The sequence below is a fragment of the Paenibacillus sp. LS-5 genome (assembly GCF_056121505.1).
Map to the genome: position 1 here is coordinate 18,343 of NZ_JBWAVA010000015.1, position 14,426 is coordinate 32,768.

Annotated in this window: 15 protein-coding genes; 3 read left to right on the forward strand and 12 right to left on the reverse strand. The window is 50.5% G+C overall.

Translation table 11 applies throughout. From position 1 onward, the window contains the following. Window positions 1–234 precede the first annotated feature (234 nt). Genes AC0MA3_RS19660 through AC0MA3_RS19685 form a run of 6 tightly spaced genes read right to left on the reverse strand, consistent with a single transcriptional unit; the run spans window position 235 to window position 5,834 of the window. Complete coding sequence (locus AC0MA3_RS19660; protein WP_379153729.1) at window positions 235–1,035, reverse strand: Cof-type HAD-IIB family hydrolase; 801 nt, start codon at window positions 1,033–1,035, stop codon at window positions 235–237. 35 nt (window positions 1,036–1,070) lie between these two features. Further along, window positions 1,071–1,835 carry a pseudouridine synthase gene (locus AC0MA3_RS19665; RefSeq protein ID WP_379153731.1) on the reverse strand — a complete coding sequence of 255 codons (765 nt, stop codon included), beginning with the start codon at window positions 1,833–1,835 and terminating at the stop codon, window positions 1,071–1,073. 1 nt (window position 1,836) lies between these two features. Continuing rightward, a complete protein-coding gene (locus AC0MA3_RS19670; RefSeq protein ID WP_379153733.1) occupies window positions 1,837–3,384 on the reverse strand; it encodes an RsmB/NOP family class I SAM-dependent RNA methyltransferase in 1,548 nt (515 codons plus the stop codon). 57 nt (window positions 3,385–3,441) lie between these two features. Next, window positions 3,442–3,933 carry a DUF309 domain-containing protein gene (locus AC0MA3_RS19675; protein ID WP_474657424.1) on the reverse strand — a complete coding sequence of 164 codons (492 nt, stop codon included), beginning with the start codon at window positions 3,931–3,933 and terminating at the stop codon, window positions 3,442–3,444. After that, a complete protein-coding gene (gene yjbM, locus AC0MA3_RS19680; protein ID WP_379153737.1) occupies window positions 3,899–4,711 on the reverse strand; it encodes a GTP diphosphokinase in 813 nt (270 codons plus the stop codon). Before yjbM ends, AC0MA3_RS19675 begins: the two co-directional genes overlap by 35 nt. Window positions 4,712–4,739: 28 nt before the next feature. Continuing rightward, window positions 4,740–5,834 carry a quinone-dependent dihydroorotate dehydrogenase gene (locus AC0MA3_RS19685; protein ID WP_474657425.1) on the reverse strand — a complete coding sequence of 365 codons (1,095 nt, stop codon included), beginning with the start codon at window positions 5,832–5,834 and terminating at the stop codon, window positions 4,740–4,742. 210 nt (window positions 5,835–6,044) lie between these two features. Here AC0MA3_RS19685 and AC0MA3_RS19690 point away from each other — a divergent pair, with 210 nt between their 5' ends. After that, complete coding sequence (locus AC0MA3_RS19690; protein ID WP_167374753.1) at window positions 6,045–6,182, forward strand: hypothetical protein; 138 nt, start codon at window positions 6,045–6,047, stop codon at window positions 6,180–6,182. On the opposite strand, the gene AC0MA3_RS19695 is transcribed toward AC0MA3_RS19690, so the two are convergent. From AC0MA3_RS19695 to AC0MA3_RS19705, 3 genes are all read right to left on the reverse strand, one after another. Then, on the reverse strand, window positions 6,179–7,618 hold the full coding sequence (locus AC0MA3_RS19695) for a L,D-transpeptidase (protein ID WP_474657426.1): 1,440 nt from the start codon (window positions 7,616–7,618) through the stop codon (window positions 6,179–6,181). The two genes, AC0MA3_RS19690 and AC0MA3_RS19695, sit on opposite strands and share 4 nt — an antisense overlap. A gap of 192 nt (window positions 7,619–7,810) precedes the next feature. Continuing rightward, window positions 7,811–8,053: a ferredoxin gene (locus AC0MA3_RS19700; protein ID WP_379153744.1), complete on the reverse strand. Its 243-nt coding sequence runs from the start codon at window positions 8,051–8,053 to the stop codon at window positions 7,811–7,813. A 160-nt stretch (window positions 8,054–8,213) separates the two neighbouring features. Then, on the reverse strand, window positions 8,214–9,506 hold the full coding sequence (locus AC0MA3_RS19705; RefSeq protein ID WP_379154207.1) for a DNA polymerase IV: 1,293 nt from the start codon (window positions 9,504–9,506) through the stop codon (window positions 8,214–8,216). A 183-nt stretch (window positions 9,507–9,689) separates the two neighbouring features. Here AC0MA3_RS19705 and cimA point away from each other — a divergent pair, with 183 nt between their 5' ends. Further along, window positions 9,690–11,309 carry a citramalate synthase gene (gene cimA, locus AC0MA3_RS19710; protein WP_474657427.1) on the forward strand — a complete coding sequence of 540 codons (1,620 nt, stop codon included), beginning with the start codon at window positions 9,690–9,692 and terminating at the stop codon, window positions 11,307–11,309. A gap of 105 nt (window positions 11,310–11,414) precedes the next feature. Here the strand turns inward: cimA and AC0MA3_RS19715 are convergent, their stop codons facing one another. Further along, complete coding sequence (locus AC0MA3_RS19715; protein ID WP_474657428.1) at window positions 11,415–11,996, reverse strand: TlpA family protein disulfide reductase; 582 nt, start codon at window positions 11,994–11,996, stop codon at window positions 11,415–11,417. Between the two features lie 129 nt (window positions 11,997–12,125). Here AC0MA3_RS19715 and AC0MA3_RS19720 point away from each other — a divergent pair, with 129 nt between their 5' ends. Continuing rightward, the gene (locus tag AC0MA3_RS19720; protein ID WP_474657429.1) at window positions 12,126–12,596 is read left to right on the forward strand and encodes a M67 family metallopeptidase; all 471 of its coding nucleotides are present in this window, start codon (window positions 12,126–12,128) and stop codon (window positions 12,594–12,596) included. Here AC0MA3_RS19720 and AC0MA3_RS19725 read toward each other — a convergent pair. Together AC0MA3_RS19725 and AC0MA3_RS19730 are read right to left on the reverse strand one after the other, a co-directional pair. Further along, entirely contained in the window at window positions 12,583–13,332 is a 750-nt protein-coding gene (locus AC0MA3_RS19725; RefSeq protein WP_474657430.1) for an exonuclease domain-containing protein, read from the reverse strand. The two genes, AC0MA3_RS19720 and AC0MA3_RS19725, sit on opposite strands and share 14 nt — an antisense overlap. Further along, complete coding sequence (locus AC0MA3_RS19730) at window positions 13,329–14,402, reverse strand: DUF294 nucleotidyltransferase-like domain-containing protein (RefSeq protein ID WP_474657512.1); 1,074 nt, start codon at window positions 14,400–14,402, stop codon at window positions 13,329–13,331. Before AC0MA3_RS19730 ends, AC0MA3_RS19725 begins: the two co-directional genes overlap by 4 nt. Window positions 14,403–14,426: the final 24 nt, after the last annotated feature.

A 14,426-nucleotide genomic window follows, 5' to 3' on the forward strand; every position in this document is an offset into this window, starting at 1 on the left:
GTAAAAAAATTGCTCCTATAGATAAAGTAAAATCCATAGCGCTTTTTACAGCCGGAAGGGAAAATAAATCTATCGCCCGCCCCTCTCCACCACAATCCGCAACCGTTCAAAATGAATGAATCCATGGCCGGATGAAAATCATCTTTTTCAAAACAACAAAAAAAGAGCATAAAACAGAGCCGTTAAGCACTCCACTCTATACCCTTCTGAATCCTATCCTATGATTGATTACAATTACGACAAGCAGTACTTCACAAGTGCATCGCGCACGCCATGATTGTTATTGGTTCCTGTAATCGCGTCCGCTGCCGCCTTAACCTCAAGCGGTGAGTTATCCATGGCAATGCCGAGACCAGCGTATGTAAGCATGGAAATATCATTATAGTAATTCCCGATGGACAGAACATCCTCTTGAGCAATTCCCAGCTGTGCGGCCAGATTCATCAGCGCGTTACCCTTGGAGGCTTCAGGATGCATTAAATCTACGAAAAACTCCCCACTACGCACAATATTATACTGCTGAGTCCAGGTGCTCCATTCCCGCTGAGCTTCATCCAAAATATCCGATTTGGTAAAGACCGTAAACTTGACAACCGGCTCGTGAAAATCTTCCCAGGCAGGGAGCGTTGCAGGTGTCACCCGAAAATGCTCGTACATATGATTAGCTTCCCCGGTCAGATTTGCTACATTGTCTACGTACATATCAAAGGCAGTATTCACATCATAATGAATATCATGTGCGCGGCAGTACTCAATATACGGGTCCAAACCGCGGGCATCTAGTCCATAGATATGCAGGACCTCACGGTCCTCCACACGCACCGTAGCCGCTCCATTATGTCCAAGTACATACCCGGAAAGTCCCATCTCCTCCATTAAAGGAATCGAATTCTGCGGACTGCGCCCTGTGCACAGAACGATAAGACCACCCTGCCTTGTCACTTCGGCGATAGCCTCCTTATTTTCGGAGCTCAACTGGTGATCGTCATTCAGCAGTGTACCATCCACATCCAGTGCAATCAGCTTGTATTTCATACCCCACCATCCTTGTCTGTCTTTATCTGTATCATTTAAGCCTCAGCTTCCCTGTTACTGAGCAAAGCCAGTTCTTCAGCAGTCAATTCCCGGCAGGCACCGGGTGCTAATTGCTCATCCAGCTTCAGCGCACCCATGGAAACCCGCTTCAAGAAAATCACCTTTTTGCCCACCGCCAGAAACATCCTCTTCACCTGATGAAATTTCCCCTCGGTGATTGTCAATGAAATCTGAGAGAGGGTTGTGCTACCGCGTTCTCTTCCCAAAATAGTAAGCTGTGCAGGCAAAGTCACATAACCATCTTCAAGCTCAACACCAACGGCAAAAGCTGCCACATCTGCAGCATCCACCTCACCCTCAACCGTAGCCTCATAGGTCTTCGGTACATGTTTGCGGGGGGAGAGCAGCTCATGGGCTAGCTGTCCATCATTGGTGAGCAGCAACAAACCTACCGTATCCTTATCCAGTCTGCCCACCGGAAATGGTTCAAACTGCACATATTCCTGCTTAAGCAGATCCAGCACTGTGCGATCCCGCTTGTCTTCTGTAGCAGATAATACGCCAGGTGGCTTATTCATCATCAGATAGATGAACTCCCGGTAAAATACAGGCTCACCGCCCACTTCAATTCTGTCCGTGTGCGGATCAACATGGAAGCCGCTGTCCTTAATCACGGCTCCGTTCACGGTGATCAGTCCTTGCTTAGCCTGTTTGCGGATATCACTCCGTGAACCCCTCCCCATATGGGACAGCACTTTATCGATCCGTTGTTTTTTAGCTGAACCTCCTGCTGTACTCATCCTATGTCCACCTCCAGCCTGCGGGATATTCATTCTTCAGCATGCCGTCCTGCCATTTGCCCCAGCCAGCGCTATAGCCGTCGATACAGACAAGCACATAACCTTTGGAGGTGTTGCCGGCTCGTACCGTTAGGCGTTCCTCAGGGATCAACAGAGTCTCCCCTTTCAGATAGGAGACCGCTTCGCCGCTACCGCTGGACAATGAGAGGCTCCGGGTACTTTCTAGGGGATGCAACGCGGTAGCGAGGGGATGTCCGGGAATAAATCTTCCGCTGCGGATATGGCCTACATACCAGCCGGGACGAATCGTCTTCAGGCCGTCCAGTGCAGCCTTTGGTAACGGTGAGATATACAAATGGTCACCGAATAATACGGGAAAACCGGATGGCTTAGCACTGAGCTGATCTTCGGCAAACAGCGAATATGCAGCCAATGCGGTTTCTTCTCCTCCGCCCTGAGAATGGCGTACAGGCGAAGAGCCGCCGGACTTACCAGAGGTGCCTCCCCCTTTGCCGCCGCGTCCGCTTTGCTGTCTGGCAGAAGCCACCCTAGCGGAAGCTTGACCTTTGGCTCCGTTATTTCGTGAGGAAGCGGAAATTGCTCTATCCGCACCAGCCTGTCCAGGAGATGATGAAGCCGCAGCCGTAGAACGCAGAATTCCATCATGGCGCAATACTGCCATAAAATGCCCCTCACCCTTGACCTTATGCGGCCATAGACGGGCGGCCTCAGTCAATCCGTTAAGGCCAGGCGCAAAAGAATTTGTTCCGCCCACATTGACAAGCGAAAACTCAGGATGACCGTCCAGAAACTCACGGATCGTCCCTTCATTTTCCTCTGTGGCAAAGGTACAGGTGGAATACACCATGGTCCCTCCCGGTTTCAGTGCTTTTACAGCGGAGTTCAGAATATCTCTCTGCATGGCAGCATACTTCAGCGGCGTTGCCGGCTCCCATTGCTTAACCATCTCTTCATCCTTGCGGAACATGCCTTCGCCGGAGCAAGGTGCATCGATCAGAATCCGGTCAAAAAAATCAGGAAAAGCCGCAGCAATTCGCTCCGGACTTTCATTGAGTACGATTCCGTTGCGGACCCCGTACAACTCCAGATTCTTAGCCAGAGCCTTGGTCCGCTCCGGATGAAGATCATTGCTGACCAGAAGCCCTTCACCTTGCAGCTTGGCCGCAATCTGCGTAGACTTGCCTCCTGGAGCGGCACATAAATCAAGCACACGGTCGCCCGGCTCCACGCCAAGCAGTTCTACCGGAGCCATCGCGCTCGGCTCCTGAATGTAATACAAACCTGCATGATAATAGGGATGCTTGCCGGGTCTTGCCCCTTCCTCAGTATAGAACCCCGATGGGCACCAGGGTATTGGCGCAAGCTTGAACGGGGAGAGAGCAAGCAGCTTCTCCACCGTTATTTTTAGTGTATTGGCACGGATGCCGCCATAAGGTGTCTCCTTGTACGACTCCGCATACTGCTCATACTCCGGTCCCAGCATTTCCTTCATGCGCTGCATAAAAGTGCCGGGCAATTGCACTGCCATGATGCCGTCCTCCAATAATCAAGGAACACCCCTGCGGGTGCTCCTGTGGTAGCCTTGCTATTCATTATTCCTTAATTTGCGGTGGTTAGTTACAGGTCTCTGGGGACCGCGGCGCTGCGGTTGATTGGGTACAATCTCCGCACCTGCTGCAGCTACTTCCTTTATCAGAACCGGATCAATCAGATCAATCGTAAGATCATAATAATCTACCGGGTGGTCCGCACAGGAGTTCAGCTTCCGGGCATAGTCTCCAACTTCCCCGGCCAGCTTGGCAAGATTGATCCCCAGAGTATTCTCCGGATACTGCTGCAGTACCTCATATGATCGTTGCAGCATAATCAAGCCACCGCGCACATTGTGGTTACGGTAATGATACAACCCTACTGCAGTCTGCAGCAGAGCCTTGTAGAGCGGATCTCGCTCCCGGGCCAGCCAAAGCTCTTCCAGTACCTCATGACATTCAAAATAATCCCTGTCCCGGTTGAAGTAGACCAGGTACGCCAGGAACAGCGGTTCATAAGCCATCCGGCTGACTGTCCTTTTTGGCATTCGATAACAGCCCGCGCACATGATCCAGCAGATCCTTCATTGCTTCCATATCCTGCGCCTGCCAGATCTGATTGAAGCGTTCCTGACTCTCGATTGCTTCATTAACCAGATGGTAGAAATATAACTGATGTATGGCTTTCAGAAGCTGGGTCGTTGTATTCGAATTTTCCTCGAAGGTCTTTTGCGCCTCCAGAATTTCTTCACGGATACTGGACATTTCACTGTCAAGAATAGAAGCGGCTTCTGCTGCCGTCTTGAGTCGTATCCGCATTTCATCGGGCAGGCTTTCCCGGTACTTATAATTCAAGGAATGCTCTATGGTAGCCCAGAAGTTCATGGCTAATGTGCGGATTTGTATCTCGGCGAGCACGATCTTCTGCCCCAGGGCAGTCTGTACCGGATATTTAATGATCATATGGAAGCTGCGGTAGCCGCTTTCCTTATAGTTCGTGATGTAATCCTTCTCGTAAAGAACTTCAAGATCTTTGCGGGCGCGGATATATTCAGCTACTCTGCGAATATCCTCCACGAACTGGCACATGATGCGAATGCCAGCGATATCCTCGATACCCGTTTCCAGATCCTCCATCTTAACATTTAAGCGCTCAGCCTTCTCCAGTATGCTTGACAGCCGCTTCACACGTCCGGTCACGAACTCGATCGGTGTATATTCTTCTCTTTTCTTAAGCTCCGAACGCATTGTTTTGAATTTAACCTTCAATTCCTCCACAGTTTGTTCATATGGAAGCAAAAATGTTCCCCAGTCCCTGACGTCCATCGCCTTCGTCCTCCTGTCCATTCATCCTTCAGTGATGATCAGCGCCCACTGCTTCCAGGATATGAGAGAATCCATCCCGCCGCAGCAGCTTCCGTAATCCGGCATGTACGCTGCGGTTCACTCCTGGTCCTTCATAGATGAGAGCTGTATAAATTTCGACCAGACTCGCGCCTGCCCGGATCTTGTCATAAGCGTCCTGGCCGGTAAAAATACCGCCTGAACCAATAATCGGCAGCTTGCCGCCTGTCTGGCGGTAGATTCTGCTAATAATTTCAGTTGATCGGTCACGAAGCGGTTTGCCGCTAAGTCCGCCTGTCTCAACGGCCTTGTCACTCTTCAGCCCTTCCCGGCTGAGTGTGGTATTGGTGGCAATCACACCGTCCATTCCGGCTTCAGCGATCGTATGTACCATATATTCCAGCTCGCTGTCGCTGACATCTGGTGCGATCTTGACCAGCAGGCTCTTGGAAATACCGCTCTGTTTATGCTGAAGCTCCATTTCCTCCTTGACCTGGGCAAGAAGATTCGACAGCTCGCTGCCGTGCTGTAGACTGCGGAGATCCGGCGTATTCGGCGAGCTGATATTGACCACAAAAAAATCACCGTACGGATATAGCGTACGGATGCACTGGCGGTAATCCTCATGTGCGGATTCATTCGGCGTGGTTTTGTTGCGTCCGATATTTACCGCGACCGGAATTCTGCGTTTCCCCAGCGCCTTCAGCCGCCGAGCCATCGCATCGGCCCCTTCATTGTTGAAGCCCATCCGGTTGATCAGCGCCTCGTCAGGCAAAAGCCTAAATAACCTCGGACTGTCATTTCCGGGCTGTCCCTTCGGTGTCACCGTGCCCACTTCCATAAAGCCAAATCCAATGGAAGAAAATCCTCCAACAGCCTCAGCGTTCTTATCCAACCCTGCCGCGAGTCCCACAGGAGTCGGGAAATGCTGGCCGAATAAATCTACTGCAAGATCAGCGGTCTCGGGAACGCCGTACATGAGACGCATTGCACTATTGCCACCAGGCACCAGATCTGATTTGTTCAGTCCGCTAATGACGAGATGGTGCGCTTTCTCCGGGTCCATTTTAAAGAAAATAGGTTTGCCTAAATGTTGATACAGCACCGTTCTCGCTCCTTCAAAGGGAACCCTTAAGTATGTCAGGCGACTCCCCGATTCTGTAGGTTTCTTCTTAATTTTAGCTGTTTCCGGGGGAAAAGAAAAGTTTTTTACCGGGCAGTGCTTCAGAGCGAAATGCAGAGTATAGTAATTTTGTTGTAAACGCATTACAATGTAAGGGTAATCAACGATTAATAGAGAAAGAAGGATACCCATATGTCTACAAAACGCAAACCTCCAACTCTGCAGCAGAAAAAAGAAGAAGTCAACCGCAAAGCAATCCTATGGATCAGTGTTAGTCTGGTGTTGCTGGTTCTTCTGATTGTTGTTCTATTTATTGTTGCAGGAAATTAATTCAGCCAATGGTAGACTTTGTTGGGGTTGGTCTGATCTTGCGGTGTACCGGACGGGAATCGCTCCTCTGGAAGCAGCAGTTCGTCAGGCAGAACCCCTTTACTAATCTGAACCTTCGTCCCCATTGGAACCATTGCGAACAGCTCTTCCACTTCTCCGCGGTTCATACGAATACAGCCGAGTGACTCGTCCTTGCCGATGCTGGCCGGATCATTTGTACCATGTATGGCATAATTCGTATCCGAGAGCTGCATGCCGCGGCTGCCGAACTCCCCGTTGTCATGCCCGTTCGGGTTAACCACCTTGTCTGAGATCACAAACTCTCCTTCAGGCGTCTCATTCCCCCCAAGTCCCACTTCATAGTTCCGCAGAATAATGCTACCGCTGGTGACTGCCAGACGGTGATTTTGTTTATCCACGATAATTTTAAGCGGACTGCTAAAAAAGGGCTCTGTCTCACTGCCTTTGCCAGTATTGGTCTCAACAACTCCCGCTTCCACTCCCCCACCTGCCCCCTTCGGTGGCACAGATACGGCAGGCTCCGCTGAGGACTGGGGCAACTGCGAAGCAGCTGCTGCCCGAAGTTCGCTGAACTCCTGCTTCATTAGCGGCGTCGTTCCCCCCAGATAATTCCCCGGGAAAGGTTTGACCAGCTCCTTTAACGATTTGGGAGGTGAACCCTTGCTGTTCTTATAGGACCGAATGGCGCTCCACAGTGCCGCTAACTCCTCCTGCTTACCCTGCCATATCTCAGCCTGCTTCTTCAGCTCTGCAGCTTCCGGTGGGGCACAGGCACAGGCAACAGGATCAAAGGACTGGTATACAACCTCTCCTTGCTTCCCCTTCTCAATCGTAGCCACAAGAGGCAAGTGGTTCTTCCACACATACCAGCGTCCTAATTTTTTCATAGCAAGTATAGCTGTTTCAGAAGGAGCCTTCCGGCTCCGCAGAATCTTCGCCAGCGCCTGATCCGCCGAAGCCGTATCTTCACCTGCTGCCGTAAAGGTAATAGCCGGCTTAACTGAAGCTTCTGTTGTGTCCTCAGACGGTTCCGCAACCGCCGGCTCTTCCAGATCACCAGTAGCAATAGCCGGAGCTGACTCGCCGGAATCCTCGTTAATTGCCGCAGGAGCCAGCGCAGAAGGGATCAATACAAGCAGAAACAGCATCAGCGCAAGGAATGTCCGGCGCATCCGCAGCCTGGATTCGCGGCGCTGCCGACTCTCCCTGAGAAGACCTTCCTCATATTCACGGAGCATTTCAGCCGGTACTTTACTATGTTCAAAAGCTTCATATACTTCACCCGACTGGTTGAAGCAATAATTAGCCTTCCCCTGCTGGCCGTTCTTATAGTATTCCTTACCAAGCAAGTACCATGCCATCTTGTTTTCGGGATGCAGTTGGACATATGCTTTTAGATGCTGCGAATTTTTCATCGGGGCCTCCGCGGGTTGTAAAGTACTTCAATCCATCATTATATTTTATATCGGTCACGATATTAAAAAAAGACATCCCCAGCCGCATTTATAGCAGCAAAAAGATGTCTTTCTGGAATAATAAGGATCTAAAATGGAGAAACCCCCGCTTTAATCCTTATCTTTTGCGCAGATACGAAGAACCCGAAGGGTTTAGCCTTCTTTATTAAAAGGTACGTCTGCAATTTTGATGGAGTCCGTAGGGCACCCGTCAGCTGAGTCCTGCAGATCATCGAACAAATCGTCAGGAATCGCGGTTACCCCGTGGTTGCTGTCGTTTTCGTAGATCACTTCTGCCAAGCCTTCATCATCGTAATCAAAAATATCAGGGGCCGTCGCGCCACAAGCACCACATGCGATGCAAGTATCTTTTTCGACCCAAGTGTATTTAGCCATTTTATCTCTGCCTCCCGTTGAACAATACAGACTGCTGTGGCAGCCTGTTATTTTTCTCATATTAATATAAATAGAAAACAATTTCAATGAAATTTCAGTGTATTTCCATTTTCACCGGTTTATTAGGAACAGCATGGAGACGAGAGGAAACAGACCCCATTCACTCTTCAGCAGGATCCACTTTGTGAAGATTGTCCTTTTGCAGGGAAGTCCCCCGCTCCTTGTGGTTACGAAGCCGCGCTGAATGGCTGTCACTGAGCATCCCTGCCGTAAGCACTGCATTCTCACCGAACTTATTACGCAGCATGTCCATGGTTTGGTTAAGCGATTCTTTCTTCGGCTGCCGCTCGTAATCGAACAGATCCAGCTGAATGGCAGAATCTTCTTTGGCGGTCAGGCCATGCAGCGTGACTCCCAGCAGCCGCACCGGCTTATCGGCTTTCCAGTGCCGGGCAAACTGGTCACAGGCTATCTTATAAATATCCTCTGCGGTCTCGGTAGGGGTCTCCAGCTGGCGAGAGCGGGTGATAGTCTTCATATCCGGCGTGCGGATGGTGAGCTGCACCCCGGATGCTACCAGTCCCTGCTTCCGCAGCCTTCTCGCCACCTGATCGCTCAGATTCAGCAGAATCGGCCGCGCTTCAGCTAATCCGACTACATCACTCGGCAGAGTAGTAGTATGCCCAATGGACTTGCTTTGCTCCCGTTCCGGATTCACAACGCCGTAATCCATTCCGTTCCCCGCCCGCTTCAGCCATGCCCCCATCACTCCAAAATGCTCTATGAGCATCCGCTCCTCTGCTGCCGCAAGCTGCCCAATGCTGTATATGCCAAGCTTACGCAGCTTCTCAGCCGTTTTGCCGCCAATACCGAACATCTCGTTACAAGGCTTATCCCACAGTACGCCCGGCACATCACGAAGCCGCAAGACAGATATACCGTTTGGTTTCTTCAGATCTGAAGCCATCTTGGCGAGTAGCTTGTTCGGAGCAATGCCGATGGAGCATGGCAGCCCAAGCTCTTCCATAATCCGCCTCTGAATCGCTTCGGCTATATCCATAGGTGTCCCGAACTGACGTGATCCGGTAATATCGAGATAGCACTCATCAATCGAGACTGCTTCCAGCATTGGCGTATAGCTGTATGCAATCTGCATAAAGGCATTGGAGTATTTACGGTAGAGATGGAAATCCGGCTTAATTATTAGAAGCGAAGGACATATACGGAGCGCCTTCTGTACCTGCATGCCTGTTGAAATCCCAAGTCTGCGCGCGGCATAAGAACAGGTAACGATGATTCCTTTGCGCAGCTCTACACTGCCCGCAACTGCCGTTGCTTTTCCTTTATATTGTTCAGGGTCCTCCGCCTCATGCACCGAGCAGTAAAATGCATTCATGTCCACATGCAGAATAACCCTGCCGCTTGTCGGATAATACTGATCCACATTCCGCACAATATCTACCTTCTTATCTTCAGGGTTTCCATTGTCAAATTCAGCATACCTCTTCTCCCGGCGCAAGGTCAACCGGATGCTGGTATCCTGTAAAGTTCTTTGTTACATTCCCGCGTAAAAATGCTATAATATAAAAATTCATTTACCTTAAGCGACTTACTAAAACTTTTTAGGAGGACTCTCATGTCTAAGTCCATTTCCATCTTCGATACGACGTTGCGTGACGGCACCCAAGGTGAAGGCATCAGTCTGTCGGCAGATGACAAGCTGAAGATTGCCAAGAAACTCGATGATCTGGGTGTTCATTATATTGAAGGTGGCATCCCGGGGAGCAACAACAAGGACATTGAGTTTTTCAAAAGAGTCAAAGAACTGCATTTGAATGCCACAATTACCGCATTCGGCAGCACCCGGCGCAAGAATTCCATTACCGAGCATGATGATAACCTGCAGAGGATGATTAATGCCGGTGTTCCGGCCGCCACGCTGGTAGGAAAATCCTGGGACTTTCATGTCCATACTGCACTGCAGACCACACTGGAAGAAAACCTCGCCATGATCGGCGAATCTATTGCCTATTTGAAACGCAAAGGCCTTGAGGTCATCTTCGATGCGGAGCACTTTTTCGACGGGTATAAGAACAATCCCGAATATGCTTCCGCCGTCCTGAACGCAGCCCGTGAAGCAGGTGCAGACTGGCTGGTCATGTGCGATACGAACGGCGGAACCCTTCCGAACGAAATTCAGGAAATCGTCTCCGGCATGGCCCTTATCCTGCCCGGGGCTTCTCTTGGGATTCATACTCATAATGACTGCGAACTTGCGGTCGCAAACGCGCTCAGCGCGATCAACGCGGGTGCGCGCCAGGTACAGGGAACGATCAACGGCTACGGGGAACGCTGCGGAAATGCCAACCTCTGCTCGATTATCCCTACTTTACAGCTCAAAATGGGGTATCATTGCATCCCAGGCGATTCCCTGCCTCAGCTCACCAATACTGCCCACTTCATTAGTGAAGTTGCCAATGTGAACCTGCCTGTGAATCAACCTTATGTAGGCAATGCTGCATTTGCACATAAAGGGGGCATCCATGTATCGGCAATCCTGCGGGATTCCCGCACATATGAGCATATCGCTCCGGAGCTTGTAGGCAACAAACAGCGGGTACTGGTCTCCGAACTGGCCGGTCAGAGCAATGTTCTGTCCAAAGCCCAGGATATGGGCCTCAGCCTGGATCCAAGCAGCGAGCAAGCCCGCAAGGTGATCGACAAAATCAAAACGCTGGAGCACCAGGGCTATCAGTTCGAAGGCGCGGATGCGTCCTTGGAACTGCTCCTGCGCGAAGCCACAGGTGAGATGAACGAGCTGTTCACCTTTGAATCCTTCAAGATGCTAGTGGAAAAAACAGCGGATCGCCCTGTTGTCTCCGAGGCCTTTGTCAAGCTTAGAGTCGGCGGCGAGAACCTCTATACCGCAGCCGAGGGCAATGGTCCAGTTAACGCACTGGATAACGCATTGCGCAAGGCTCTGCTGGCCTACTTCCCGCGGCTTAAAGACATGCATCTATCGGATTACAAGGTGCGTGTACTTGACGAGAAGGATCAGACAGCCGCTAAGGTTCGAGTACTCATTGAGTCCAAAGACTTCAATAACACCTGGAGTACTGTCGGGGTATCCAGCAATGTGATCGAAGCCAGCTGGGAAGCGTTGGTAGACAGTATGCGTTATGCGCTTCTTGGTCAGATTTCACTGGGGAACGAAACGGAATCAAGCAATGAGCCCAGAGGACTCGTGAACCACTAGTTAAATTTTAGCGTTAGGATAATCCAGTCCATAGAGAAGCCCCTCGCAGCCGAGAATATCCCGGATTGCAGAGGGGCTTTGCCACCTGGAAGTTTCCTGGACATTTCAGGAACCGGTGAGAGTGATGATTTTCTTTTCAAGCTCTTCCGGAGACAGAAACCCGAGGATGACCTCGGAGACGACTCCGTTTTTGTCTATAAGCACGTTGGTGGGGAATACCATCCCTTTGTATTTGTCGAATACCTCACCCTTCAGATCATACATAACGGGAAAAGCCAGCATATATTTCCGGACGAAACGCTCCGCATTAGGCTTGTAATCCTGGCTGGTCACATTAATCCCGTAAACATCGAGCACATTTTTGTATTTTAACGCCAATGAATTCAGGGTCGGCGCCTCCTGCTGACAGGGATCGCACCAGGAAGCCCAGAAATTTAGCAGCACAGCCTTATCCCGCGCGCCTCCTACAGAGTAGCTTTTACCGTCCTCCTGCAGGGAGAACGCCGGGGCTAATAGTCCGGCATTAATACCGCTCTCAGTTTCCGAGGTTTGCTGGATGACCGGGACCGCTTCCGGCTCGGATTTCGTGGTACGTTCTGCCGCTATAAAGATCAAAAAAACAATAACGGCTATCACCGTAATATTTCGTTTGTTTATGGCTTTCATAGCTATTTGTCCTTTGCACATGAGATGGTATTTCTCCTATTGTACCCCCAATGTCCATAGTTTCAAACTAGCCATTATCTGCAAAAAAACAGAACAAAAAAAGAGGATTCCGTCAAAGACGAAATCCTATGAAGAGAGAGGGGTGAACAAGTGACAGCATTCCAGGGAAATATCCAGCCGATTCAGCTGAATCTCTCCGTACAGCAGGCGCTGGGGAAGCACTTGCTGACCTGTTATCCACACGAAGCATGCGGAGTACTGCTGGGTACTGCCGCAGCGGGGGGCATGCGTATTGACAGGTATCTGCCTATGCGCAACGTAGCGCCTGACCCGCTGCATACCTTTGTCCCCGACTCGGGAGAATGGATTAGAATACTTTACCACGAGCCTGCACGTGTTGGCTTATTTCATTCCCATCCGCATACTGCACCTTGGCCATCCAGCGCAGATATTCAAGGCCTGACTTCACTAGGACCGGAGTTTCAGATCTATCTAATCGGTTCTCCTGATCCGGAAAGCGGAGAGTTTATTCGCCTGAACGGATTTCATATCCTCCGTCAGACAGATCCCACCGGTCAGCTAATCGTTAAGCTGCTGCCAACTCCTGTTACGTCCTGCTGAGATAGGAGTACAAATCCCCCAAGGTCTCTACCTGTTTCTTCTGTGAAATCTCTTGAATATAGCAAACCCACAACTTTGCCGTCATTCTGGCATCCTCCAGTGCATTGTGCCGGCCCTGTATTGGAATGTCATGAACGGCCAGAAGCTCATCAAGCGTGTAATTGCTGCGGTGAGGTTCCAGCCAGCGGGCCAGCATCATTGTATCCAGCACTCTGTGAGTCAGCTGTACCTTAGAGGTTTTCCAAAGGGCAGCATTCAAAAATGATTTATCATGATTACTTCCATGAGCGACTAATACCCGCTGCCCTACAAAAGACATGAAATTATGCAGTCCGTCCATTAATGACGGAGCTTTGGAGGTCATCTCTTCCGAGATCCCGGTTAACTTCGTTATATCCTCCGGAATCGCGGTTTGGCAATTCACCAGAGTATAGAAGCATTCCTCTTCCTTGATTTGTTCCCCTACGACCTTTATTGCACCAAACGAGAGAATCTCATCCCCATGCTGATGGGAAAAACCCGTCGTCTCCAGATCAAAGATCACCGTCTCCAACTCCGAGAGCGGGGTATGCAGTACTTCAGGGCGCCGCTTCTCACGCATAAGAGATCTGATAAAAGCCATTTGCTGCGCGGTTTGCTGTGCAGAATCCCCGCCTCTTATGGACGCGATGGCGGATGGCATTCCGCCCTGTCTCAGGTTGTTCCAGAATCCTCCGCCTTTGTTCGGCTCCTTCATAACTGCCTCCTTTCCGCTGACCGGAGCTGGCGCTGCAGGGCCTTGTGGAGACGCCTGACCAGCAGCAGACTTTCCCGCAACTCAGAGAAGAGCTGCTTATTCTTCAAATCACTCGCGGCTATATAATCACTGCTGGACAACAATCCGTCCTGAACTGCAAATGGGGTATTCACGCGCATTCGCAGAGCAGTCAAGAAAGCCCGCCGGATGTCTTCCAGATGCTCGTATCTCCCCAGTTCTGCCAGATGTTCCAGCCGCTTGAGTGTCGAACTGTCCCGTACACCATGCAGCAGCGACAAGTGCCTCACGATATTAACCAAAGGAATATAGACACCATATTTAACATCAAAACCGCCGGCATAATCACCAAAACGTTCTGTAAGCACCTGCCCTAGTAAATTAAGCGTTGCCTTATGACGGACTGTATTACGAAGCACAGCGTTTGACAGCTTAAGATTATTCAAGAATCCGGCATGAAAGGCTTCACGCCACTCCATAGACAATGCACTGCTCCCGGCTACATGACGCATATCAGAAGCGATAATGAGATAACGGACCGGCTCCCATTCTAGCTGGCTCATCCAGCTCTCCAGCTGCCGTTTCCATTCTGGCAGCGTTTTGCGCCACAAGGGCTCGGAGCACATCACTTTCCCGTCGCATTTCTCATAGCCAACTTCCTCTAGCACATCAGACAACATCACACCAAAAGCTTCAAAATAACTTTTCTTGAGTCCATCCGGCTCACCTTCAACAATTAGCCCGTTATCCTGATCACTCCACATTGTAGCTTCCTGTCTGCCGGCACTGCCGAATACAATAAAGGAATAGGCACAGGGAGGCGGGCCGTAGCCCGCCTCCTTCATCTGCGCCTCACATATGTTGACTGCTGTCCCGGCAATCCGGTCATGCATGTCATTGACCCGGATCATCCATTCCTCAATCGGAATAACGTTTAACTGCTCCAGCAGTACTGTTTGACAAGCGGAACGCCTTGCCTTGAGCTCCTGCGGCGAACCGGCTGATACGATGGATAAAAAACTTTTATCTTCTTTCCAATCTGCCATCTCCATCGAAGCCACACGGTCCGCCTCCCA

Coding starts and splice junctions, on each gene's coding strand:
- AC0MA3_RS19715 (WP_474657428.1), bottom strand. CDS start 11,996: ATGTGCAAAGGACAAATAGCTATGAAAGCCATAAACAAACGAAATATT.
- AC0MA3_RS19670 (WP_379153733.1), bottom strand. CDS start 3,384: ATGGCAGTGCAATTGCCCGGCACTTTTATGCAGCGCATGAAGGAAATG.
- AC0MA3_RS19730 (WP_474657512.1), bottom strand. CDS start 14,402: ATGGAGATGGCAGATTGGAAAGAAGATAAAAGTTTTTTATCCATCGTA.
- AC0MA3_RS19665 (WP_379153731.1), bottom strand. CDS start 1,835: ATGAGTACAGCAGGAGGTTCAGCTAAAAAACAACGGATCGATAAAGTG.
- cimA (WP_474657427.1), top strand. CDS start 9,690: ATGTCTAAGTCCATTTCCATCTTCGATACGACGTTGCGTGACGGCACC.
- AC0MA3_RS19660 (WP_379153729.1), bottom strand. CDS start 1,035: ATGAAATACAAGCTGATTGCACTGGATGTGGATGGTACACTGCTGAAT.
- AC0MA3_RS19690 (WP_167374753.1), top strand. CDS start 6,045: ATGTCTACAAAACGCAAACCTCCAACTCTGCAGCAGAAAAAAGAAGAA.
- AC0MA3_RS19695 (WP_474657426.1), bottom strand. CDS start 7,618: ATGAAAAATTCGCAGCATCTAAAAGCATATGTCCAACTGCATCCCGAA.
- yjbM (WP_379153737.1), bottom strand. CDS start 4,711: ATGGACGTCAGGGACTGGGGAACATTTTTGCTTCCATATGAACAAACT.
- AC0MA3_RS19700 (WP_379153744.1), bottom strand. CDS start 8,053: ATGGCTAAATACACTTGGGTCGAAAAAGATACTTGCATCGCATGTGGT.
- AC0MA3_RS19675 (WP_474657424.1), bottom strand. CDS start 3,933: ATGCCAAAAAGGACAGTCAGCCGGATGGCTTATGAACCGCTGTTCCTG.
- AC0MA3_RS19725 (WP_474657430.1), bottom strand. CDS start 13,332: ATGAAGGAGCCGAACAAAGGCGGAGGATTCTGGAACAACCTGAGACAG.